Here is a 20597-nt window from a genome sequence, read left to right on the forward strand (position 1 = left end):
CTGCCTCAGCCCGGCCGCCGCGCGGCCTGCTGCGCCAGCAAGCGCAGCACCAGCTCGACCCGCGCCTGCCAGGGCGAGAGCGCAATGCAGGGCAGCGGCGCGTCCGGCGCCACGGGCCGGGCCAAATCGGCCAGCGGCTCGCAGCCGGCATCGGCCGCTTCCGGGTCGATCACCTCGCCCTCGGGCAGCCGGGTCGTGCGCCAGACCACGCAGCCCTGGGCCCGCGCCCGGGCCAGCGCGGCAGCCAGGCCCTGATGCAGGGTACCGTTGCCGGTGCCGGCGACGATCAGGCCCGCCAGCGGCCGGCCCCCGGCCGGGCGGTGGGCGCAGAGCGCATCGACCAGCTCGCCATCGGCATCGGCATGGCTGGCCAGCACCTCGACCCGCGGCCAGGGTGCGGGCGGCAGGCAAGCCGCGTCCAGGCCCAGCGCAAGCTCGTCGGCCGGCGGCGGGCCGAGCAGGGGCACGGGGTGGCGCAGGCGGCCGCCGTAAAGATCGCCCAGGCGGCCGCGCGGGCCGGGCGCAAAGGCCAGCAGGCGCTGGGGATGCTGCTTGCGCAGGCCGCGCGGCGCCATCAGCTCGCCGCCGAAGACCACGGCCACGCCGGGCGGCGCGGCCGGATCGGCCGCCAGCCGCAGGGCATCGAGCAAATGCCCGGGGCCGTCGGCGCCGCGTGCGCTGGCCGGCCGCATCGCGGCGGTCAGCAGCAGCGGCTTGCGCGGCGCCAGCACGCGGTGCAGCAGCCAGGCGCTTTCCTCCAGCGTGTCGGTGCCGTGGGTCAGCACCAGGCCGCTGACTTCGGGGCGCGCCAGATGGGCCGCACATCGGGCCAGCAGCGGCTGCCAGATGGCAGCCCCCATGTCCTTGCTGTCGACCTGCGCGACCTGCTCATGCTCCAGGGCCAGGCCCTCAAGCTCGGGCAGCGCGGCGAGCAGCACATCGACGCCCTGCCGGGCCGCGCGATAGACCAGATGCTCGTCCGGCCGGGCCGCCAGGCCGGCGATGGTGCCGCCCGTGCCCAGCACGACGACCCGTGCATCTGCGGGGGGGCTTGAGGCGGCGGGGCTTGGCAAGTCCATGGAACTGGTTGAAACTACAGCCACTGGATGAATGAACAGTTTGGGCGCGGCGCGGTGTGCCGGGCCCTGCCGACCAAGGACCGCTCCGATGGACGATCTTCCCAAGCTCACGAACCGGCAGCAGCAGGTGCTGGCGCTGATCCGCCGCGCCATCGAGACCACCGGGGCCCCGCCCACCCGCGCCGAGATCGCGGCCGAACTCGGCTTCCGCTCGGCCAATGCCGCCGAGGAGCATCTGCAGGCCCTGGCCCGCAAGGGCGTCATCACCTTGCTCGGCGGCACCTCGCGCGGCATTCGGCTTCAGTCTGACACATTGCGCGCCATCCACGCCGGCCGTGCCAGCGTGCCCGACGAGCTGCTGGCCAGCCGCGGCGGCGCGCTGCGCCTGCCGCTGGTCGGCCGGGTCGCGGCCGGTCATCCCATCATGGCGCAGGAGCACATCGAGCAGATCCTCGGCGTCGATCCCGCGCTCTTCGCCCGCCGGCCCGATTACCTGCTCAAGGTGCGCGGCCAGAGCATGCGCGACGTCGGCATCCTCGATGGCGACCTGCTCGCCGTGCAGCGCACGCAAGAGGCCCGCGACGGCCAGATCGTCGTCGCCCGGCTGGCCGACGAGGTCACCGTCAAGCGCTTGCGGCGCGTGGCCGGCGGCATCGAACTGCTGCCCGAGAACCCGGACTTCCAGCCCATCCGGGTCGGGCCGGAATCCGGGGATTTCGCCATCGAAGGCCTGGCCGTGGGCCTGATCCGCAACACCGTGCTGAGCTGAAGAAGACCGTGATGAGCCCTGGACCGACCGTGAACCTCTCCCCCGTCCTGCCCGCCCTGCCCCGCGCGGCCAGCCTGCGCCGGCCGCTGACACCCTTCCGCAGCGAACGCCATGTCGCCCCCCTGCCGTCGCCCGGGCGCGCCGTGCGCATCAGCACCGATCCGCGCGACCCGCGACGCGCGGTGATCGGCGGCACCATCGGCCAGGTCTGCGCGGCGCTTGAAGGCATGGTGGCGGTGGAAGCCCTCGGCAGCCTGTCGCGCCGCGACTGAGCCCTGCGAGCAGGACACCATGAAAAAAGCCCGCGGCTTGCGCCGCGGGCTTTTTGCTTCCGGGGCCGAAAGGCCTCAGCCCATGTGCAGGCCGCCGTTGCAGGAGAAGTCGGCGCCGGTGGTGAAGCCACCATCCTCGCCGGCCAGCCAGGCGATCACCGAGGCGATCTCCTCCGGCTTGCCCAGGCGGCGCACGGGGATGCCCGAGATGATCTTGTCCAGCACGTCCTGGCGGATGGCGGTGACCATGTCGGTGGCGATGTAGCCCGGGCTCACGGTGTTGACCGTCACGCCCTTGCTGGCCACTTCCTGGGCCAGGGCCATGGTGAAGCCGTGCATGCCAGCCTTGGCCGCCGAGTAGTTGGTCTGGCCGAACTGGCCCTTCTCGCCATTGACCGAGCTGATGTTGATGATGCGGCCCCAGCCCTTGTCGAGCATGCCGTCGATGACCTGCTTGGTCACGTTGAACATGCTGTCGAGGTTGGTCGACATCACGGCATCCCAGTCGGCCTTGCTCATCTTGCGGAACATGCCGTCGCGGGTGATGCCGGCGTTGTTCACCAGCACGTCAACGGTGCCGTGCTCGGCCTTGACCTTGGTGAAGGCCTCGACGGTCGAGTCCCAGTCGGCCACGTTGCCGACCGAGGCGTAGAAGCTGTAGCCCAGCGCGGCCTGTTCGCCCAGCCACTTGTTGAAGTCGCGGCTCGGGCCGCAGCCGGCGATGACCTTGAAGCCTTCCTTGTGCAGGCGCTGGCAGATCGAAGTGCCGATGCCGCCCATGCCGCCGGTGACGTAGGCCACCTTGCCGTTGTTCGTGCTCATTGATTTGTCTCCTGGATGGGGGTTGAGTCCCTGGGGGTGGAAGCCTCCGGACCGCCACGGCAAGGCGGTCGGAGGCGTCGTCGGGAACCTGGGGGAAGCCGGCTCAGCGCTCGACGGTCAGGGCCACGCCCATGCCGCCGCCGATGCACAGCGAGGTGATGCCCTTCTTGGCATCGCGCTTCTGCATTTCATGCAGCAGGGTGACCAGCACGCGGCAGCCCGAGGCGCCGATGGGATGGCCGATGGCGATGGCGCCGCCGTTCACATTGACCTTGCTGGTGTCCCAACCCATTTCCTGGTGCACGGCACAGGCCTGGGCGGCAAAGGCTTCGTTGATTTCCAGCAGGTCCAGGTCGGCGGCCTTCCAGCCGGCGCGCTCCAGGGCCTTGCGGCTGGCGGGCACGGGGCCCATGCCCATGATCTTCGGGTCCAGGCCCGAAGAGGCATAGGACGCGATCCGGGCCAGCGGCTTGAGGCCCAGGGCTGCCGCCTTGGCCGCGCTCATCACCATCACGGCGGCCGCGCCGTCGTTGATGCCCGAGGCATTGCCGGCGGTGACCGAGCCGGTCTTGTCGAAGGCCGGACGCAGGCCGGCCAGGACCTCGGCGCTGGTCTTCTTGTTGATGAACTCGTCCTGGTCAAAGACCAGCGGATCGCCCTTGCGCTGCGGGATCAGGATCGGAACGATCTCGTCCTTGAAGCGGCCGGATTCCTGCGCGGCAGCGGCCTTCTGCTGGCTGGCCAGGGCCAGCGCGTCCTGCGCGTCGCGGCCGATGCCGTACTGCTTGGCGATGTTCTCGGCCGTGATGCCCATGTGGTACTGGTTGTACACATCCCACAGGCCGTCGTTGATCATGGTGTCGACGAGCTTCCAGTCGCCCATGCGCTGGCCGTCGCGCGAGCCGGGCATCACATGCGGCGAGGCCGACATGTTCTCCTGGCCGCCGGCGATGATGATCTCGCCGTCGCCGTCGCGGATGGCCTGGGCGGCCAGCATCACGGCCTTCAGGCCCGAGCCGCAGACCTTGTTGATCGTGAAGGCGGGCACGCCTTCGGGCAGGCCGGACTTGATCACCGCCTGGCGGGCCGGGTTCTGGCCGCTGCCTGCGGTCAGCACCTGGCCGAGGATGACTTCGCTGATCTGCTCACCGGCCAGGCCGGTGCGCTGCAGCAGGGACTTGATGACGGCTGCGCCCAGCTCGGGGGCGGGCGTCTTGGCCAGCGAGCCGCCAAACTTGCCCACGGCGGTGCGGGCGGCGGCGACGATCACGATGTCGGTCATGGTTCAGGCTCCTCCGGAGTCTTGCAAAGGGGGTGCTAAGGAATCGGGCGATCAGGGAAGGGCGTGATCGATCGGGGATGCGGCAAGGCTGCCCGCGCAGTGTGCGGCGCCGGGGCGGCGCCGTCCCTCGGCGCCAACCCCGACAGAGGCACCCCGCGCGGCCTCACGCGGCGTGCCGCACCCGCACGTAGCGGCCCGGGGCCGGCTCGATCACGGGGTAGCTGGCATTGCCGGCCTGGGCCGGTGCGTTGACCAGCGTGCCCGCCTGGCCGTCGAGCCAGTCGAGCCAGCCCGTCCACCAGCTTCCGGGCTCTTCGGTGGCCGCGGCCAGCCAGTCCTGGGCCGAAGGCACGAGCTGCGCGTTCGTCCAGTGGCTGCGCTTCTTCTTGGCCGGCGGGTTCACCACGCCGGCGATGTGGCCTGAGGCGCCGAGCACGAAGGTCTTGGGGCCGGGCAGCAGGTTCACGCTCTCGTAGGCGCTCTCCCACGGCACGATGTGGTCCTCGCGCGAGGCATACAGGAAGACCGGCATGTCGAGCTTGCGCAGGTCGACCCGCTCGCCGCAGACCACCGTCTTGCCCGGCTCGCGCAGATTGTTTTCGAGGTAGGTGTTGCGCAGGTACCAGCAATACATCGGCCCCGGCAGGTTGGTGCTGTCGGAATTCCAGTACAGCAGGTCGAAGGCCGGCGGCGTCTCGCCCTTCAGGTAATTGCCGACGACGTAGTTCCACACCAGCTCATTGGGCCGCAGGAAGCTGAAGGTCGCCGCAAGCTCGCGGCCCTTGAGCAGGCCCTTCTTGCCGATGGTCATCTCGCGCAGGGACACGGCCTGCTCGTCGACGAAGAGGTCGAGGATGCCGGTGTCGCTGAAGTCGAGGAAGCTGGTCAGCAGCGTCAGGCTCTTGCTGGGCTTTTCGCCGCGCGCCGCGTACACGGCCAGGCCGCTGGTCAGCAGCGTGCCGCCGACGCAGAAGCCCAGGGTGTTGATCTGCGACTGCTTGCTGATCGAGCGCACCGCCTCGATGCAGCCCATCACGCCCTGCTCGACATAGTCGTCCCAGGTGGTCTCGGCCAGCGACTCGTCGGCATTCACCCAACTGATCAGGAAGACCCGGTGGCCGGCCGCCACCGCATGCCGCACGAAGGAGTTCTCGGGCTGCAGGTCGAGGATGTAGTACTTGTTGATGCAGGGCGGAACGATGAGCAGCGGCGTCTTGCGAACCTTGGCGGTCGTCGGTGCGTACTCGATGAGCTGGCAGACCGCGTTTTCGAACACCACGCTGCCCGGCGTGGTCGCCAGGTTGCGGCCCACCTCGAAGACCGATTCGTCGGTCTGCGAAAGATGCCCCTGCCGCAGGTCGTGCAGCAGGTGCTGCATGCCGGCCGACAGGCTCTGCCCCTGGGTTTCGACCGCCTTGCGCAGGGCCTCGGGATTCAGCGCCAGCACATTCGAGGGCGAACTCGCGTCGATGAACTGCTGCACCGCGAAACGCACCCGCTCGCGGGTTTTCTCGTCGCCCTGCACCGCATCGGCCAGCGCCAGCATGGTGCGGGCATTCAAGGCGTAGAGCTGGGCGCCGAGCGCGGCGGCCGGGTTCTCGCGCCAGGCCTCGCCGGCAAAGCGGCGGTCGGCGGCGGGCGGGGCGATCTTGGCCTCCGGTCCGGCGGCCAGGGTGTTCCACAGGGCGGTGGCGTCCTGAAGGTACTGCTGCTGGGCGGCGATCACCGCCTGCGGTTCCAGCGCCATGCCGGACAGGCCCGACAGCGCGCGCTGCCAGCCCTCTTTGAGTGCCTTGCTGGCGGCGCCCAGGCCCGGAAGCTCGGGCAGGCCGGTATTGAATGTGTCCATGGGTCTCCTGGAACGTTGACGCGGCGCTCGGGCGCACCAGGGACATCCCCCGGCAAACCCGCACACCGCGCATTGGAATGCATGTTCAGTGCCATCGATGACATTTCGGTGCGCGCATCGCGCTGCGGCGGTGCACCGGGCGCCCGGGGACACGATCGGGCGTGTGACATGCTGGGGCTTGCGGCTTGCGCAAGCCTGTCGGGTGGGGCCCAGACGACACTGCGTCACCCTCGACACAGCGCCTGCACCGCGCCCCACGATGTACCTCGTCGCCATCGCCTGGATCTACGTCGCCCTCATGATGGCCGTGGCCGAAGCCACCCACGCCAACGGCAGCGTGCTGGGCGGCGTGGTCACCTTCCTGCTCTACGGCCTGGGGCCGGTGGCCCTGGTGATGTACCTGCTCGGTACACCGCACCGCCGCGCGGCGCGTCGGGCGGCCGAAGCAGCGGCTGCCCAGGCGCAAGCCGCCGGGCCGGTCGCAGCGGCGGAGGCTGCTGGAGCGGAGGCCGTGCCGGTCAGCGCGCCGCAGGATCCACCGGCCACCACACCGCCGCCGCCATCCGGCCCGTGACGCCGTCGCGGCGGAAGGAATAGAAGCGCTCCGGCGCCTGCACCGTGCAGGCGCCGGCCTGCTCGATCTGCCGCAGCCCCAGGGCCTGCAGGCGCGCCCGTGCCAAGCCCGGCAGATCGCCCAGCCAGCGCGGGCGGCCGTCCGGGCCGGGCTGCGGCCGGGCTCGAAAGAAAGGCCCCGGCTCGGCCGGGCTGGCGCCGAAGGCCGGCAGCACCTCGGCGCCGACCTCGAAAGCCTCGGGGCCGATGCAGGCGCCGATCCAGGCCTGAAGCCGCGTCGCCGGCCCGGCGCCCACCGCCTGCAGGGCCGCCACCGCCGCCTCGATCACGCCGCCGGCCAGGCCGCGCCAACCGGCATGCACGGCAGCCACCGCCGGCCGGTCGGGCGCGGCCAGCAGCAGCGGCAGGCAGTCGGCAATCTGCACGATGCAGGGCAGGCCGGGCTCGGTCGTCAGGCAGGCATCGGCCTCGTGCAGGGCCGTCGGAGCTTGGGGGGCGGCCTGCCAGTCCAGGGGCGGCAGTTCGCCCGCCACCGTGACCTGCGGCTGCCAATGGCCCAGGGCCTGCGGCAGGCCGGCCGCGCCGCGCCCCCAGCGCAGCACGCGCACGCCATGCACCTGGCGCAGCCACGGCCCGCCGCACGCCAGCCCAGCCCCGGCGCCGCCCGCCGCATCCTCGGGCAGCACGGCACCGCCGACGCGCAGGGCGGCGAGGAAGCGCCGCCGGTTCTCGGCCACATCGGCAGGATTGTCGCCCACCGCCGTGCCCAGGTTCAGCCCGGCCCAGGGGCCGCGGCTCACGCCGCCCAGCCGGGTGCTCATCCGCGCGCGGGCGGGGCCAAAGGTCGGGCCGGGCTGAAGCCAGGCACCTTCCGGCCAGGCATCGATGGGGCGGAGGGCGTCATCAGGCATCGTGCCGCCATCATCGCCGAGTCGCCTTGCGACCCGGCCCGGCACGACCCCACCGCTACACTGACTCGCATGCTGATCGACACCCGCCGGATCCACCATTGCAGGGCCTGCGGCAGCCCCGTCGACTACAGCGTGCCGGCTGACGACAACCGCGAACGCGCGGTCTGCACCGTCTGCAACACCATCCATTACGAGAACCCGATCAACGTCGTCGGCACCGTGCCGACCTGGGGCGAGCAGGTGCTGCTCTGCCGCCGCGCCATCGAGCCGCGGCTCGGTTTCTGGACCCTGCCCGCCGGCTTCCTCGAACTCGGCGAGACCAGCGCCGAAGGTGCCCTGCGCGAGACCGACGAAGAAGCCGGCGCCCGCGTCGAACTGCAAGGCCTGTTCAGCGTGATGAACGTGGTCGCCGTCGGCCAGATCCACCTCTACTACCGCGCCGCGCTGCGCGACGTGGACTTCGCCCCGGGCCCCGAGTCCCTGGAAGCCCGCCTCTTCACCGAGGCCGAGATCCCCTGGGACGAACTGGCCTTCCGCACCGTGCGGACCACGCTGGAACGTTATTTCGCCGACCGCCGCGAAGGGCGCTTCGGGCTGCACTGCGTCGATTTCCGCTGATCGCCGGCCGGAGCCGGGCCGCCGCCAAGCGGCCGGAAATCAAGCCCCCCGCGTGATCTGCTGCGCCTCCACCTCCACCAGCAGTTCGGCGCGGCAGACGTCGGCGTGCAGGTAAAGGGAGCCGCGCAGGGCGGGACTGTCGGCCGGGAAGCGGCGGGCCAGGGCTTCGGCGACGGCCGGCTGGTCGGCCGGGTCGCGCAAGTAGAGGGTCAGGGCCAGGTCGGCCCAGCGGTGCGGGGCACGGGCGTCGATCTGCGCGGCGAGCCAGACCGATTCGAGGTTGTCGAGCAGGGCTGCGGACTGCTTGTCGGCGCGGCCGGCATGCAGGCTGGCATGGCCGACGATGGCCGCCGTGCCCGAGATCAGCAGGCCCTCGCGGCCGCCGCCCAGGTCGGCCAGGGCCGCGCGGGCGAAGATGGGGCTGCGCGGGCCGTAGTCGCTGGGGTAGTGGTAGGCGCGGGTCTGGCGCGGGTTCTCCACCGGCACCGGCGGCTGCGGGCCGGCCAGCACATGCACGGTCAGCGGGCCGCGGTGGGTGCCCAGGGCGCAGGCGGCGGGCACGCGGTCGTCGGCGCTGCGGCGGGCCTGGGCATAGGCCAGGCGTCGGCCGACATTGAACTGGCGGTAGCGCTCCAGGCCGTCCTGGCCGTCGGCCGGGTCGCTGCCATTGATGTCGGCCAGGTAGTTCCACACCTTCAGCAGATGCCAGGTGCGGCCGGCCGCGGCCTCGGCATCCAGCAGGCCGAAAAGCTCGCGGTAGAGGCGTTCGGTCGCGGCCTGCAGGCCGCCGGGCTCGGTGGTTTCGTCGAGCGTGGCGGTGGCCAGCCAGCCGTCGGCGCAGCGGGCGGTCGTCCAGCAGCCCTGCTGCGCGCGCTGCACGGGGCCGGCATGCAGCCAGCGCTCGATGCAGGATCCGCCATCGCCGAGGCGGGCCGGCTCGGCCCGATCGCCGGCTTCCACCGGGCTGATGAGCCGCTCGGCCACCAGCGACCAGCCATCCGGCAGCGCCTGCCCCGCCCTCACCCGCTGCCAGGCCAGCCCGCCAGAGGGTGCACCGGCGGCATCGAAGGCATCGCCCGCCAGCACGGCGCCGGCGGATTCAGTGGGATCGAGGGACATGCAGTTCAGGGGCAACGCGGTCGCACGCGCCGGCGCAGGCCAGCGTAGATTCGGCAGTTTAGAGGGCGCCCGCCGCCCAGCGCGCCCCGCTGGCTTCCCCCGCTCGACCATGTCCACCCCGGATCCCGCTTCCCATCCCTGCCTGGCCTGCGGCGCCTGCTGCGCCTGCTTCCGCGTCGATTTCTCCGTCTACGAGCTGGACGAAAACGGCGGCAGCGTGCCCGCCGGCCTGGCCGTGGAAGTCAATGGCAACACCGCCCGCATGCGCGGCACCGACCATGTCCCGATCCGCTGCGCCGCCCTCGTCGGCCAGGTGGGCCGCGCCGCGCACTGCGGCATCTACGAATGGCGGCCCGGCCCCTGCCGCGAGCTGGAACCCGGCAGCCCCGGCTGCGAGAAGGCCCGCGCCCGCCACGGCCTGCCGCCGCTGGACGCCGGCGCCTGAGCCCGCCCGGCCCCCGCGCCGCGCGCCCGCCGTCGCCCACCCCGGCTGCGGCGACAATCCCCGGCTTCGCGCCGCCCGCCGGCCTGCTCCTTCCCTGCCCCGCCTGCCCGCCATGCCCTCCATCCTGCAGTCCCTCCCCGTCGGCCAGAAGGTCGGCATCGCCTTCTCCGGTGGCCTGGACACCAGCGCCGCGCTCCACTGGATGAAGCTCAAGGGCGCCCAGCCCTATGCCTACACCGCCAACCTCGGCCAGCCCGACGAGCCGGACTACGACGAGATCCCCCGCAAGGCCCGCCTCTACGGCGCCGAGCAGGCCCGCCTGATCGACTGCCGCCCGCAACTGGTCAACGAAGGCCTCGCCGCCCTGCAAGCCGGCGCCTTCCACATCAGCACCGCCGGCATCACCTACTTCAACACCACGCCCATCGGCCGCGCCGTCACCGGCACCATGCTCGTGGCCGCCATGAAGGAAGACGACGTCAACATCTGGGGCGACGGCAGCACCTTCAAGGGCAATGACATCGAGCGTTTCTACCGCTACGGCCTGCTGACCAACCCCGCGCTCAAGATCTACAAGCCCTGGCTGGACCAGAGCTTCATCGACGAACTGGGCGGCCGCGCCGAAATGAGCGCCTTCATGACGAAGGCCGGCTTCGGCTACAAGATGAGCGCCGAGAAGGCCTACTCCACCGACAGCAACCTGCTGGGCGCCACCCACGAGGCCAAGGACCTGGAGTTCTTGAACTCGGGCATCCGCATCGTCAACCCGATCATGGGCGTGGCCTTCTGGAAGGACGAGGTCGAGGTCCAGCGCGAAACCGTGAGCGTGCGCTTTGAAGAAGGCCGCCCCGTCGCCCTGAACGGAGTGGAATACACCGACGCCGTCGAACTGATGCTGGAAGCCAACCGCATCGGCGGCCGCCACGGCCTGGGCATGAGCGACCAGATCGAAAACCGCATCATCGAAGCCAAGAGCCGCGGCATCTACGAAGCCCCCGGCCTGGCCCTGCTCTTCATCGCCTACGAACGCCTGGTGACCGGCATCCACAACGAAGACACGATCGAACAATACCGCGAAAACGGCCGCAAGCTCGGCCGCCTGCTTTACCAGGGTCGCTGGTTCGACCCGCAAGCCCTCATGCTGCGCGAAACCGCCCAGCGCTGGGTGGCCCGCGCCGTCACCGGCACCGTCACCCTGGAACTGCGTCGCGGCAACGACTACAGCATCCTCAACACCGAAAGCCCCAACCTCACCTACGCCCCTGAGCGCCTGAGCATGGAAAAGGTGGAAAACGCCCCCTTCACCCCGGCCGACCGCATCGGCCAACTGACCATGCGCAACCTGGACATCAGCGACACGCGGGATAAGTTGGGGGTTTACAGCCGCAGTGGGCTGCTGAGCTTGGGGGAGGCGGGGTCGGCGTTGGCGAGGATTGGGAGTGAGAAGGGCTGATTCGCCCCCCAAACCGCACCAAGCCAAAGGGCTGCTCACGGGCAGCCCTTTTTCTTTGCCCACATCAAAGGCTATCCCGTAAAGGTGCCCCAGGCAGGGGCAGCATGCCCGGCAGGACTGCGGACTGCACGGCCGTCCCTAGCGGCCTGTGCACACAGCCCAGCGCACCCGAACCGAGATAGAACAACACCACTTCGTTGCGCAGATGCAAAACGACCTGCAGCTAATCCTATGAATGGGGGAGGAAATAGTACCGCAGTCTTCTGGCGCAGTTGGATGGAGTCACGGTCTTGTACCCGCCAATCAACCAGCAAACGTGTCTGGTGCGGTCAGATTCAGCACAGCACCCTTGACCCGAGAGCAACTTTCTGTCGCAGCGGTACGCAAACACGCGCAAGGGCGGACTACCAGAAAATTAAATAAAACGAGGAGCCACGAAGTGAATGCACCGTGAAAATTTATCGTATCCGGTTTAAATCCATCATGCGGCCATGCACCATCAGTAGAGCTCACATATCGGTCAAAATCATGTTGATTAGCTGAAATATCCGATCCAAGGGAAAATCAACAAATGACTCTCGGCAATGACTCAGCTAGCGCCAGTTAAATCGCGAGGCCGATCCTTATGAAGGGATCCATTCAGAAGCGCAGCCTTCTGCGCAGAAAACTCTTCGGGGGTAAGCAAACCAACCTCGACCAAACGAGCGAGCTTGGTGAGCTCATCAGCAATCGACGTAGCAGACGCAGCGTCAGAAAAAGCGGTTGCTTTAGGAGCAACCGCTACGGTGATTGCACGAAGCGCCTCAATCTGTTTCTCATGCTCCTCCCGACGAGCCAAATCTCGTTCGGCTAACGCATCAAGCCGGGCCTTGTCTCTCTGCTCCTCTGCTTTAATGTCCTTCATTATCAGAAGCACAATGAGACCCAAGACCGGAGACGTGACAAGAGATAAAATGAAAAACGCAATAAAGCTCCGCCCCCTTGACTCCGCCGCATAGCCGACAGCCCAGCAAAGCAGACCCCAAACAAAAATTAACCCAATTAGTATGTCCATGAGCCAATGACCCCACGCTAACTGTTGAAAAAAGAAACTTCATAACTTCACACCGCGCACACATACCGCTAAACCCAATCACTTTAGTCTGGCTGCATCGGGGGCCGGCGGGGTTCGACTGCGCTGACTCGACGACCTGCGGAACCGGCTTTTCCATCAAACACTCCTGCGGTTAGGTTGGAGTGTCCACTAAAGTAAAACAAGGTTCGGGTCAGCTTGAGCGAGGGGTTAGGCGTCACACGCTTGCTCAGGGGCGGCGCTTGAAGTGGTTCATAAGCGCCATGCCCTTCACGAACCGCTGCATATCTTGATGAGTAATCTGGCTAAGATCACGATGGCGGCAGAAGTACTCATGTCCGGCGGGGAGGTGATTCGCGCCGAAATTCGCGTAGTCCGTGTCAGTGAGAACAAAGAGTGCGCGAAGGTGGCGGATTGTGAGGCGAACATCCGCCACGGGCGCAGTGTTAAACCATCGTGAGGCCTTCCAATAGCGCTCCACGCGACCCTTTTGAATAGTGACGTTTGAGTTGAGCCAGGCTAGCGGAAGTGTGACATTCACGTTTCCCGCTGCGGGTTGGTAGCGCGAACGTTTGTCGTTGAAATTTTGGTTGGTTCGGCAGACCTCAATGGCGATGACGTCCACAAAGCCACTCGGAATGTGAGCAAACAAGTACATTCCATCCGGATTCGTATGCAAGATTCCCGCGCCGGCGGGATGGATATATGGCTGCGGTGCGTTTGATGGGCACGCCCTGACCCAGTAGCCGCTGTACGCTGGTATAGGCCAGGTGTTGGTTCGGCGAGGCCACTTCGTTTCAAGAATGGTCTTGGCTGCACTGTCGCGCAGTACGAGAGGGGCGATGCGAGTGGGCATTTTGGTGACGCCTAACGCCCAGGTTAACCGGCGCCGGAAGCCGAAGGCTGGAGGGCACCAACATAGGCCATGAAAATGCCGAAGGCATGGCCTATGTTGGCGTCCGCGTTGAACCGACAGTTAGGCTGGTGCGCGGAGTGGAAGGGTAATTTGGTTTGCATGGCCTGCAATTGTGTCTTGCTGTTCATTGAAAATGCACCCAGACTTCCGGCTGGTCACGGCCACAATACGATATTTTGGATCTCAGGCTGCACATCAATTTCGTGCCCGTCCCAACCAATGCGCTGTTCGTAGAAATCAATCCGCGCAGCAAATTTCTGGGCTAAGGATGAGATGACGCCAAAGTTTGCCTCAACGATTGACGAGGCTTGTTTCACCAATGAGTGCAGGGCGCCTTCGACCGCGTTTGGCTGAGAGCTTCCCTCAATGTTTAGTTTTAGGCGTATCAGCTCAAGCGCCTTTTGCAAATCTGATTCCGTGATTTTTTTTCTAATTAGGTCATGCGCGTAGCTTGTGCGCTCATGAGCTTCTTCCGGCTCAGCCAAGTAGCCCGCGAGCAAAATAACTATTCGGCGCTCGAGATACGTGGATACATCCTGAAGTAAGGGCGTCGAATGCTCCAAGTGAATGAGCGAAGTTCCTTGGTGTGAGCCATCTGGACTGTGCAAAACGAGAGTGGCTTCACCAGTGCTGAAGCCCATAGCCTTGGCCACGACGATATGAGCCATTTCATGGCGTGCAATTACTTCAACATACCATCGTTGATCCTTTATTGGCAACCGCTCCGGAGGCAGCTGAGACCAATCCAATATCGCTTCTTGATCCGAGGGGTCAAGCTTGTTGAATTCAATTAAGAGTTGCTTTGACCGATTGATGCCGATCGGATTTTGCCCCATGATTGATGCTACTGCATCTCTGCAATTTCCTGCTCGAATGGCGCTCGCAAAAGCCTCGGAACTAAATTCGGTCGTTGACATGTTTTCGTTGTCCAATTGCTAGTAGAGCCTAACGTTCGAGCTAACCGGCCTGCGGAGGCAAGCGCCGTAAGCCTGGTTCGCGATGATGCACCGAGTGCCGCGGACCAGGCTTACGGCGCTTGCCGTAGCGGGTCCGGTTGAGCGAGGGGTTAGGCCTCGCCGGGCCGCTGTTCGACCGACTCTCTCTACTGATACGTGCGAGTGACAGTGATTGCGAGAGTTCGGCCTTGTGCTCCATTGCCGCCGGGGTTGCCTTCGCCTAGGGAAGGTGGATTCGGCTCCCTACCCGCGCTCCCGGATCTTGAGCCTCCGCAGTGACCAGTTCCTGGAACCTGGCTCCCGCCTCTACCACCTCGACCCGCTGCTCCAGGAGCCCCTCCAAGACCACCCGCTCCGCCATTGTTCGAGACTGAGGAATAGCTGAGCGTAGAAATGGCTGGTGCTGTACCAACAAAGATGACATCGCCGCCGTCGCCACCTGAGCCTCCGGTGCCGCCGCGTCCACCTTTGCCGGCATTGCCGCCAGCCGCACTCCTTCCGGGACCGCGCCTGCAGTCGACTGGGCCGCTGGCGCCTCTGAGTCCCTGACCACCCGAGCCACCATCCCCTCCTCGACCACCGACTCCTCCTTGGCCGCCGGCGGAGCCGCTTGCGTCGATGCTCAACCTCGGCGCCGCGGTCGGGCCTGGGAAGATCACTTCGTCGGCAATGAGGTAGAGAGGCGGGGGCTGCTGTCCGGGCTGGCCAGAACCACCCGTTTGTCCATCAAGGCCGTGCTGGCCCCGCACGCCGTGACGACCTCTCCGCTCGCCTGCCGCACCTTGAGCGCCAGCGGCACCCGCTGACCCGGCGCTGGCTGGTTGTGCTCTCGCCCAACGAATTGTCGCGATTGAAGTTGGGTCAACGATTCGGATGCGTCTGACATGAATCGCAACCCAGGGGAGTGTGCGTCCGGCAAGTTCAAGAGTGGAGCCCGCCGCAAGGACGAGTTCGTCTGCCTCGAGGATCTGACCGCCGAATCGCTCAGTACCTGTCACGTTGTACAGGAGGGTTGTGGACGACTGTCTCCCGATCCTACTTCTCAGTTCTTCGGGTATGTCCTGCAAGGTTCCTGTGCCTACCGCTTGTGCCAGAGCCAAGACCGGTGCCAGCGATGCAATTGCCAGTGTGAGAAAGCGAGAACACCAAGAGACAAATTGCGTGCTACCGGGGAACCCCGCAGGTGCTGGGTCGAATCGCATTCGGGAAACAAACTCTCTCTGATGACTCGTCATGCTGACTCCATGTGCCACATAGCGTGTTTGGACAACTTCGCGCGGAGAACAATGCGGGTTGACTGCGAGGCCTAACGTTCGAGCTAAGCTGACCGCGGAGGCATGCGTTGCTTGGCCGCGGAAGGAAAATAGCACACCTGCCCTGGAGCGGCCAAGCAACGCATGCCGTAGCGGGTCAGCTTGAGCGAGTGGTTAGGCATCACCTAAACCGAAGGATCGTCCAGATCTCTCCTGCGCGAATCTGATCAGCTCTGCATTTGAGCTCGGGTAGACAATAACTCTCTTTGCCCGGCTAGCGACCATCCACTTCTCCTCGCCTAAACTATCGGCAACAAAGCCATTCGACCTAAGCCAAAACACGGCGCCATCAATTCCCGTCGTTGGAGGCTCTTTACTCTTCAATACGGCCAGCTCACTGGCGTAGAGCGAATGAGCGTGCGCAAGCGCAGAGTCGATAGTCGGAAAGATCCGCTTGTCGCAGACAATGCCGTTCAGTGCGTCGTTCTTCGTGATTCCATAGTGATCGGTCAGCCAGATCTTGTATTCGTCGCTTGCCAAATCACACACTCCGAGAAACGTCGACTTGCCAGCATGAACTTGTGGAGCGGGCCAGGGCCCCTTCGTCGAAAGTGGCGGTAGTGACGGAATGGCGGCAAGCGCGATCAACGCCAACACGCTAAAAAGGAATCCAAGAATGAACCAGTTTCCACGGCCCCGATTCTTCTGGCCAGCGACATAAGCGCAAAGGAATCCGATCAAGATACCTTGAGCAAGGACGGAGAAAAAGAAGAAGTCAGCCATAGTCTGTCGGGCTTTCAGCACGTCTCCGGTTTAGAAGTGGAGGGATGATTTCGGCATTTTTGATGCCTAACGTAATAGCTCACTGGCAGCCGCAGGCTGTCCAGTGCAGCGGCATGTTCTACGTGCTTGGTTGCGGGCCAGCCCGCCAGCCTCACTGTTCAGATTCAACAGATCCCCACTGGCCGTCAATTGATGCTGTCAGGGTCACGCTGCGTTGATGGCTTGACCGCTCAAGCTCGCTTGTGCGTGCATGCCTGCAACGCAGCGCAAGCTAGCAGATTTTTGGCGCTGTATAAACCTGCCCACATCTGCAAATTCCTTGCCGGAGTGTGCCGAGCAACCATGCTCGAAGAACGTGTAATGGGCTTCAGCGCGACAGCACGACTGCTGCCGTCTAATCCACGACTAGGTTGCAGGGTACACGCTTCGTCTCTCCTCTCAAAGAACTGCTCCACACCCTCTTCCGAGGGGTGCCAGCCTGCGCGTTAGACGGCCCAATGACGTAGCCATGGACGCTATTGCCCCACCCCGCCCGCCCAAGCTGCTGGACCAGCTGCGTGCGGCCGTCCGGCTGCGGCATTACAGCCTGCGCACGGAGCAGAGCTATGTGCAGTGGGTGCGGCGCTTCATCCTGTTCCACGACAAGCGGCACCCGGGCACGATGGGGTCGCCGGAGGTAGAAGCTTTTCTGAGCCATCTGGCCAGCGACCGCGGGGTGTCGGCGGCCACGCAGAACCAGGCGCGCTCGGCGCTGCTATTTCTCTATCGTGTGGTGCTGCAGGTGGAATTGTCCTGGCTTGACGATGTGGTAGCGGCCAGGGTGCCGAAACGCCTGCCCGTGGTGCTGACGCCCCGCGAGGTTCAGGCTTTGTTGGCGGCCATGTCCGGGGTGCCGGGTTTGGTGGCAGCGCTGCTGTATGGCGCGGGCCTGCGCCTGCTGGAGGGTTTGCGGCTGCGGGTGAAGGATCTTGAATTCGACCGCCGGGAAATCATCGTGCGCGAGGGCAAGGGCAACAAGGACCGGGTGACGGTGCTGCCGGAAAACCTTTTGCTGCCTTTGCAGCAGCATTTGAGTGCGGTGAAGGCCCTGCATCTGCAGGATCTGGCCGACGGGCATGGTGATGTGGCCCTGCCCGATGCCTACGCGCTGAAGAACCCCGGAGCCGCACGGCAGTGGGGGTGGCAGTGGGTGTTTCCCAGCCCCACCTTCAGCACGGATCCACGAAGCGGGGTTCGGCGCCGTCACCATCAGCACGAGCAGATGATCCAGCGCGCGGTGGCGCAGGCGGCCCGCACGGCGGGGCTGGCCAAACCCTGTTCACCGCACGGGCTGCGGCATGCCTTCGCGACGCACCTGCTTCAGTCCGGTGCTGACATCCGCACGGTGCAGGAGCTGCTGGGCCATGCCGACGTGCGCACGACCATGATCTACACCCATGTGTTGAACCGAGGCGGGCGCGGGGTGCTGAGCCCGCTGGACCGCTACGGCTGAGTCACCTTGCAAACTGACCAAGCCGCCCAGTCTCTGACTTGCCGCAGAGGCGCTCGGATCGGCACCTTTAAAGGCACGAATCAAGGCGCTATGATCATGCACTCGCAGTATGGAGCTTTCGACGTGGCACACCTCATCTTGGCCTCCACCACGGCCAGCATCACCGAACTGAAGCGCAACCCGATGGCCACGGTGGCCGCGGGTGAGGGTCGGCCGGTGGCCATCCTGAATCGCAACGAGCCCAGCTTCTATTGCGTGCCCGCCGCAGCCTACGAGGCCCTGCTGGAGCGCCTGGAGAACATGGAGCTGAACGCCTTGGCCGATGCGCGGCTGGCCGCCGGAGAGACGCCCGTCAAGGTGTCGATTCGTGAGCTATGAGCTGGCTTTTCTGCCGGCGGCGCTGGCGGAGTGGCACAAGCTCGACGGCTCGGTGAGAGCCATCTTCAAAAAGAAGCTGGTCGAGCGGCTGGAGATGCCGCACGTGCCATCGGCCCGGCTGCACAGCCAGAGATGGCGCTACAAGATCAAGCTACGCGACGCCGGCTACAGGCTGGTGTACGAGGTTCAGGACGAGGTGCTGACGGTTCTCGTGGTGGCAGTGGGCCGGCGGGACCGCGACGAGGTGTACCGGGCCGCGGCCAGCCGGTGACGGTGGCACCGGCCGGCCGAGGCAGCGCCCTCACGCGTCGTACTTCAAATACTTGAACCGCGGATCGTCATTCGGCGTGCCTTCCAGCGCGCTGCCCTCTTCCTTGCCGGGCTGCCACATCAGCACCTCGTCGATCTTGCGGGCGAGCTGGAAGTCCTTGTCGGTCACGCCCTTGGCGGCGTGGTTGACGAGCTTGACGGTGACGAAGGCGTAGCTGACGGTCAGGTCGGGGTGGTGCCAGGCGGCTTCGGCCAGGTGGCCGACGGTGTTGACGACCATGAGGGTGGCTTTCCAGCCGCTGGTCTTGTAGCTGCGGCGGATCACGCCGTCCTGCAGGCGCCAGGCGGGCAGCTCGGCGGCCAGGCGGGCGTTGATTTCCTCGTCGGTGTAGACCTCGTCGGTCCCTTTGCGGCGCCAGGCGCTCATGGTGTTCTCCTTGCGGGCTGGCCCTGCGGTGTGCGGGGCATGGCTGAACACTCTACGCGGCGGGGCCGGCCGGCCGGTGTGCGGGGGCAAGCGCGGGCGAGCGCGGGCACTCGGGGACGGGCCGGGCGGGTCCGTCCACGCCTTCTCAGACCACCACGGGTTCCGGCTCCAGCCGGATGCCGAAGCGGCCGTAGACGCTTTCCTGGATGGCGCGGGCCAGCATCAGCACCTCGCCGCCGGTGGCCTGGCCGCGGTTGACGAGGACGAGGGCCTGCTTTTCGTAGACGCCGGCGCCGCCGACCGTCTTGCCCTTCCAGCCGCAGGCGTCGATGAGCCAGCCGGCGGCCAGTTTCACGCGGCCGTCGGGCAGGGGGTAGTGCACCAGGTGGGGGTCGCGGCCGATGATGTCGCGGCACTGCTCGGCGCTGACCACGGGGTTCTTGAAGAAGCTGCCGGCATTGCCGACCACGGCCGGGTCGGGCAGCTTGGCGCGGCGGATGGCGCAGACGGCATCGAACACCTGCTGCGGCGTGGGCTGGGCGATTCCGGCTTCGGCGAAGTGGCGCGCCAGGTCCAGGTAGCCCAGCACGGGCTGCCAGGGCTTGGGCAGGCGCAGGCGCACGCGGGTGATGAGGCTTTTGCCGGCCAGGCCGCCGTCCAGGGGGTGCTGCTTGAAGACGCTGTCGCGGTAGGCAAAGCGGCAGGCGGCGGCGTCCAGCGTCACGGTGCGGCCGGTGATCAGGTCCACCGCGTCCAGGCTGTGGAAGCGGTCGGCCAGTTCCAGGCCGTAGGCGCCGATGTTCTGCACCGGCGCGGCACCCATGGTGCCGGGGATGAGGGCCAGGTTCTCCAGGCCGGGCAGGCCCTGGGCCAGGCTCCAGGCGACGGCGCCGTGCCAGGATTCGCCGGCGCCGAACTCGACCACGGTGGCTTCGGGGCCGTCATCGACCACGCGGCAGCCGGGCACTTCCACCTTGAGCACCACGGCCTGCACGTCGCGGGTCAGCACCAGGTTGCTGCCGCCGCCCAGCACCAGCTTGGGCTGGGTGCCCAGCTCGCGGTCGCCCAGCAGGCGGCGCACCTCGGCCTCGCTGCGGATGCGCACGAGCGCCTGGGCCTGGGCGGGCAGGCCGAAGCTGTTGTGCGGCTTGAGGCTGACGTCGCGCTCGACGGCCAGCGGCGCCGGGCCAGCGGCCTGGGCCGGGCGGGGAGAGGGGTGCATGCGAGAATTTTCGCCGATGGGACCGACCCGGCCCCGAGGACACGCCCCACCATGCCCAGCTTCGACACCGTGCTTGAACCCGACCTCGTCGAGGTTCGCAATGCCGTGGACCAGACCGCCAAGGAAATCGCCAACCGCTTCGACTTCAAGGGCACTGGCGCCCGCATCGAGCAGAAGGACAAGGAAATCACCCTTCACGGCGACAGCGACTTCCAACTGGAGCAGATCACCGACGTGCTGCTGGCCAAGCTGGCCAAGCGCAATGTGGACGTGCGCTTCCTCGACCGCAGCGCCAAGCCCGAGAAGATGGGCGGCGACAAGCTCAAGCAGCTCATCACCGTGAAGGCCGGCATCGAAGCCGAGGCGGCCAAGAAGATCGTCGCCGCGATCAAGGCCAGCAAGATGAAAGTGACCAGCAGCATCCAGGGCGATGCGGTGCGGGTGCAGGGCGCCAAGCGCGATGACTTGCAGGCCGCGATGGCGCTGATCCGCAAGGACATCGCCGACCTGCCGCTGAGCTTCAACAACTTCCGCGACTGAAGCCGCGCCCGCCCCGGCCGACTGCCCCGGGATGGGACAGCGCCGGGGTTTGTCCCAGGTCGTAAGGATTGGGGGGGCGCCGTTGACAATAAGCGG

Annotated in this window: 22 protein-coding genes; 10 read left to right on the forward strand and 12 right to left on the reverse strand. The window is 66.5% G+C overall.

Translation table 11 applies throughout. The annotated features are described in order from the left end of the window. Positions 1 to 5: 5 nt before the first annotated feature. Positions 6 to 1079: an asparaginase gene (locus JI742_RS08970; protein ID WP_201825734.1), complete on the reverse strand. Its 1074-nt coding sequence runs from the start codon at positions 1077 to 1079 to the stop codon at positions 6 to 8. 88 nt (positions 1080 to 1167) lie between these two features. Between JI742_RS08970 and lexA the strand changes: the two genes are divergently transcribed. Both lexA and JI742_RS08980 read left to right on the forward strand, forming a co-directional pair. Continuing rightward, entirely contained in the window at positions 1168 to 1848 is a 681-nt protein-coding gene (lexA, locus tag JI742_RS08975) for a transcriptional repressor LexA (RefSeq protein ID WP_201825736.1), read from the forward strand. A 29-nt stretch (positions 1849 to 1877) separates the two neighbouring features. Next, complete coding sequence (locus JI742_RS08980; RefSeq protein ID WP_201825738.1) at positions 1878 to 2120, forward strand: hypothetical protein; 243 nt, start codon at positions 1878 to 1880, stop codon at positions 2118 to 2120. 75 nt (positions 2121 to 2195) lie between these two features. Here JI742_RS08980 and phbB read toward each other — a convergent pair whose 3' ends face one another. The 3 genes from phbB to phaC all read right to left on the reverse strand — a co-directional run bounded on the left by phbB (position 2196) and on the right by phaC (position 6073). Beyond that, a complete protein-coding gene (gene phbB / locus JI742_RS08985; protein ID WP_201825740.1) occupies positions 2196 to 2942 on the reverse strand; it encodes an acetoacetyl-CoA reductase in 747 nt (248 codons plus the stop codon). A 103-nt stretch (positions 2943 to 3045) separates the two neighbouring features. After that, the gene (locus JI742_RS08990) at positions 3046 to 4224 is read right to left on the reverse strand and encodes an acetyl-CoA C-acetyltransferase (protein WP_201825742.1); all 1179 of its coding nucleotides are present in this window, start codon (positions 4222 to 4224) and stop codon (positions 3046 to 3048) included. Positions 4225 to 4387: 163 nt separating this feature from the next. After that, on the reverse strand, positions 4388 to 6073 hold the full coding sequence (phaC, locus tag JI742_RS08995; protein WP_201825744.1) for a class I poly(R)-hydroxyalkanoic acid synthase: 1686 nt from the start codon (positions 6071 to 6073) through the stop codon (positions 4388 to 4390). A gap of 259 nt (positions 6074 to 6332) precedes the next feature. On the opposite strand from phaC, the gene JI742_RS13895 reads away from it, so the two are divergent. After that, on the forward strand, positions 6333 to 6647 hold the full coding sequence (locus JI742_RS13895; RefSeq protein WP_236676842.1) for a hypothetical protein: 315 nt from the start codon (positions 6333 to 6335) through the stop codon (positions 6645 to 6647). On the opposite strand, the gene JI742_RS09005 is transcribed toward JI742_RS13895, so the two are convergent. Then, a complete protein-coding gene (locus tag JI742_RS09005) occupies positions 6592 to 7557 on the reverse strand; it encodes a purine nucleoside phosphorylase YfiH/LACC1 family protein (RefSeq protein WP_236676843.1) in 966 nt (321 codons plus the stop codon). The genes JI742_RS13895 and JI742_RS09005 overlap by 56 nt on opposite strands. A 72-nt stretch (positions 7558 to 7629) precedes the next feature. Between JI742_RS09005 and JI742_RS09010 the strand changes: the two genes are divergently transcribed. Next, the gene (locus tag JI742_RS09010; RefSeq protein WP_201826529.1) at positions 7630 to 8175 is read left to right on the forward strand and encodes an NUDIX hydrolase; all 546 of its coding nucleotides are present in this window, start codon (positions 7630 to 7632) and stop codon (positions 8173 to 8175) included. 39 nt (positions 8176 to 8214) lie between these two features. On the opposite strand, the gene JI742_RS09015 is transcribed toward JI742_RS09010, so the two are convergent. Next, a complete protein-coding gene (locus tag JI742_RS09015; RefSeq protein ID WP_201825746.1) occupies positions 8215 to 9294 on the reverse strand; it encodes a chorismate transformation FkbO/Hyg5 family protein in 1080 nt (359 codons plus the stop codon). Between the two features lie 109 nt (positions 9295 to 9403). On the opposite strand from JI742_RS09015, the gene JI742_RS09020 reads away from it, so the two are divergent. Together JI742_RS09020 and argG are read left to right on the forward strand one after the other, a co-directional pair. Then, positions 9404 to 9739: a YkgJ family cysteine cluster protein gene (locus JI742_RS09020; RefSeq protein ID WP_201825748.1), complete on the forward strand. Its 336-nt coding sequence runs from the start codon at positions 9404 to 9406 to the stop codon at positions 9737 to 9739. Positions 9740 to 9851: 112 nt separating this feature from the next. Continuing rightward, positions 9852 to 11192 (forward strand): argininosuccinate synthase, encoded by a 1341-nt coding sequence (gene argG, locus JI742_RS09025; protein WP_201825750.1) that lies wholly within the window; start codon positions 9852 to 9854, stop codon positions 11190 to 11192. Positions 11193 to 11781: 589 nt separating this feature from the next. On the opposite strand, the gene JI742_RS09030 is transcribed toward argG, so the two are convergent. The 4 genes from JI742_RS09030 to JI742_RS09045 all read right to left on the reverse strand — a co-directional run bounded on the left by JI742_RS09030 (position 11782) and on the right by JI742_RS09045 (position 16172). Then, positions 11782 to 12246 (reverse strand): SHOCT domain-containing protein, encoded by a 465-nt coding sequence (locus JI742_RS09030; protein WP_201825752.1) that lies wholly within the window; start codon positions 12244 to 12246, stop codon positions 11782 to 11784. A gap of 247 nt (positions 12247 to 12493) precedes the next feature. Next, positions 12494 to 12889 carry a hypothetical protein gene (locus tag JI742_RS09035; RefSeq protein WP_201825754.1) on the reverse strand — a complete coding sequence of 132 codons (396 nt, stop codon included), beginning with the start codon at positions 12887 to 12889 and terminating at the stop codon, positions 12494 to 12496. A gap of 446 nt (positions 12890 to 13335) precedes the next feature. Then, positions 13336 to 14097: a hypothetical protein gene (locus JI742_RS09040; protein WP_201825756.1), complete on the reverse strand. Its 762-nt coding sequence runs from the start codon at positions 14095 to 14097 to the stop codon at positions 13336 to 13338. A 1466-nt stretch (positions 14098 to 15563) separates the two neighbouring features. After that, positions 15564 to 16172 (reverse strand): hypothetical protein, encoded by a 609-nt coding sequence (locus JI742_RS09045; RefSeq protein WP_201825758.1) that lies wholly within the window; start codon positions 16170 to 16172, stop codon positions 15564 to 15566. Between the two features lie 508 nt (positions 16173 to 16680). Here JI742_RS09045 and JI742_RS09050 point away from each other — a divergent pair. The 3 genes from JI742_RS09050 (at position 16681) to JI742_RS09060 (ending at position 18313) form a co-directional block, all read left to right on the forward strand. After that, on the forward strand, positions 16681 to 17664 hold the full coding sequence (locus tag JI742_RS09050; protein WP_201825760.1) for an integron integrase: 984 nt from the start codon (positions 16681 to 16683) through the stop codon (positions 17662 to 17664). Positions 17665 to 17787: 123 nt separating this feature from the next. Beyond that, positions 17788 to 18042 (forward strand): type II toxin-antitoxin system Phd/YefM family antitoxin, encoded by a 255-nt coding sequence (locus tag JI742_RS09055; RefSeq protein WP_201825762.1) that lies wholly within the window; start codon positions 17788 to 17790, stop codon positions 18040 to 18042. Further along, the gene (locus JI742_RS09060) at positions 18032 to 18313 is read left to right on the forward strand and encodes a type II toxin-antitoxin system RelE family toxin (protein ID WP_201825764.1); all 282 of its coding nucleotides are present in this window, start codon (positions 18032 to 18034) and stop codon (positions 18311 to 18313) included. Before JI742_RS09055 ends, JI742_RS09060 begins: the two co-directional genes overlap by 11 nt. A gap of 30 nt (positions 18314 to 18343) precedes the next feature. Here JI742_RS09060 and JI742_RS09065 read toward each other — a convergent pair whose 3' ends face one another. Together JI742_RS09065 and murB are read right to left on the reverse strand one after the other, a co-directional pair. Next, positions 18344 to 18739 carry a 4a-hydroxytetrahydrobiopterin dehydratase gene (locus JI742_RS09065; protein WP_201825766.1) on the reverse strand — a complete coding sequence of 132 codons (396 nt, stop codon included), beginning with the start codon at positions 18737 to 18739 and terminating at the stop codon, positions 18344 to 18346. Positions 18740 to 18884: 145 nt separating this feature from the next. Next, positions 18885 to 19916 carry a UDP-N-acetylmuramate dehydrogenase gene (gene murB / locus JI742_RS09070; protein WP_201826531.1) on the reverse strand — a complete coding sequence of 344 codons (1032 nt, stop codon included), beginning with the start codon at positions 19914 to 19916 and terminating at the stop codon, positions 18885 to 18887. A gap of 96 nt (positions 19917 to 20012) precedes the next feature. On the opposite strand from murB, the gene JI742_RS09075 reads away from it, so the two are divergent. Then, positions 20013 to 20501, forward strand: a complete 489-nt coding sequence (locus tag JI742_RS09075) for a YajQ family cyclic di-GMP-binding protein (protein ID WP_201825768.1) — start codon at positions 20013 to 20015, stop codon at positions 20499 to 20501. Positions 20502 to 20597: the final 96 nt, after the last annotated feature.

The sequence above is a fragment of the Piscinibacter lacus genome, assembly GCF_016735685.1.
Lineage (GTDB): Bacteria > Pseudomonadota > Gammaproteobacteria > Burkholderiales > Burkholderiaceae_C > Aquariibacter > Aquariibacter lacus.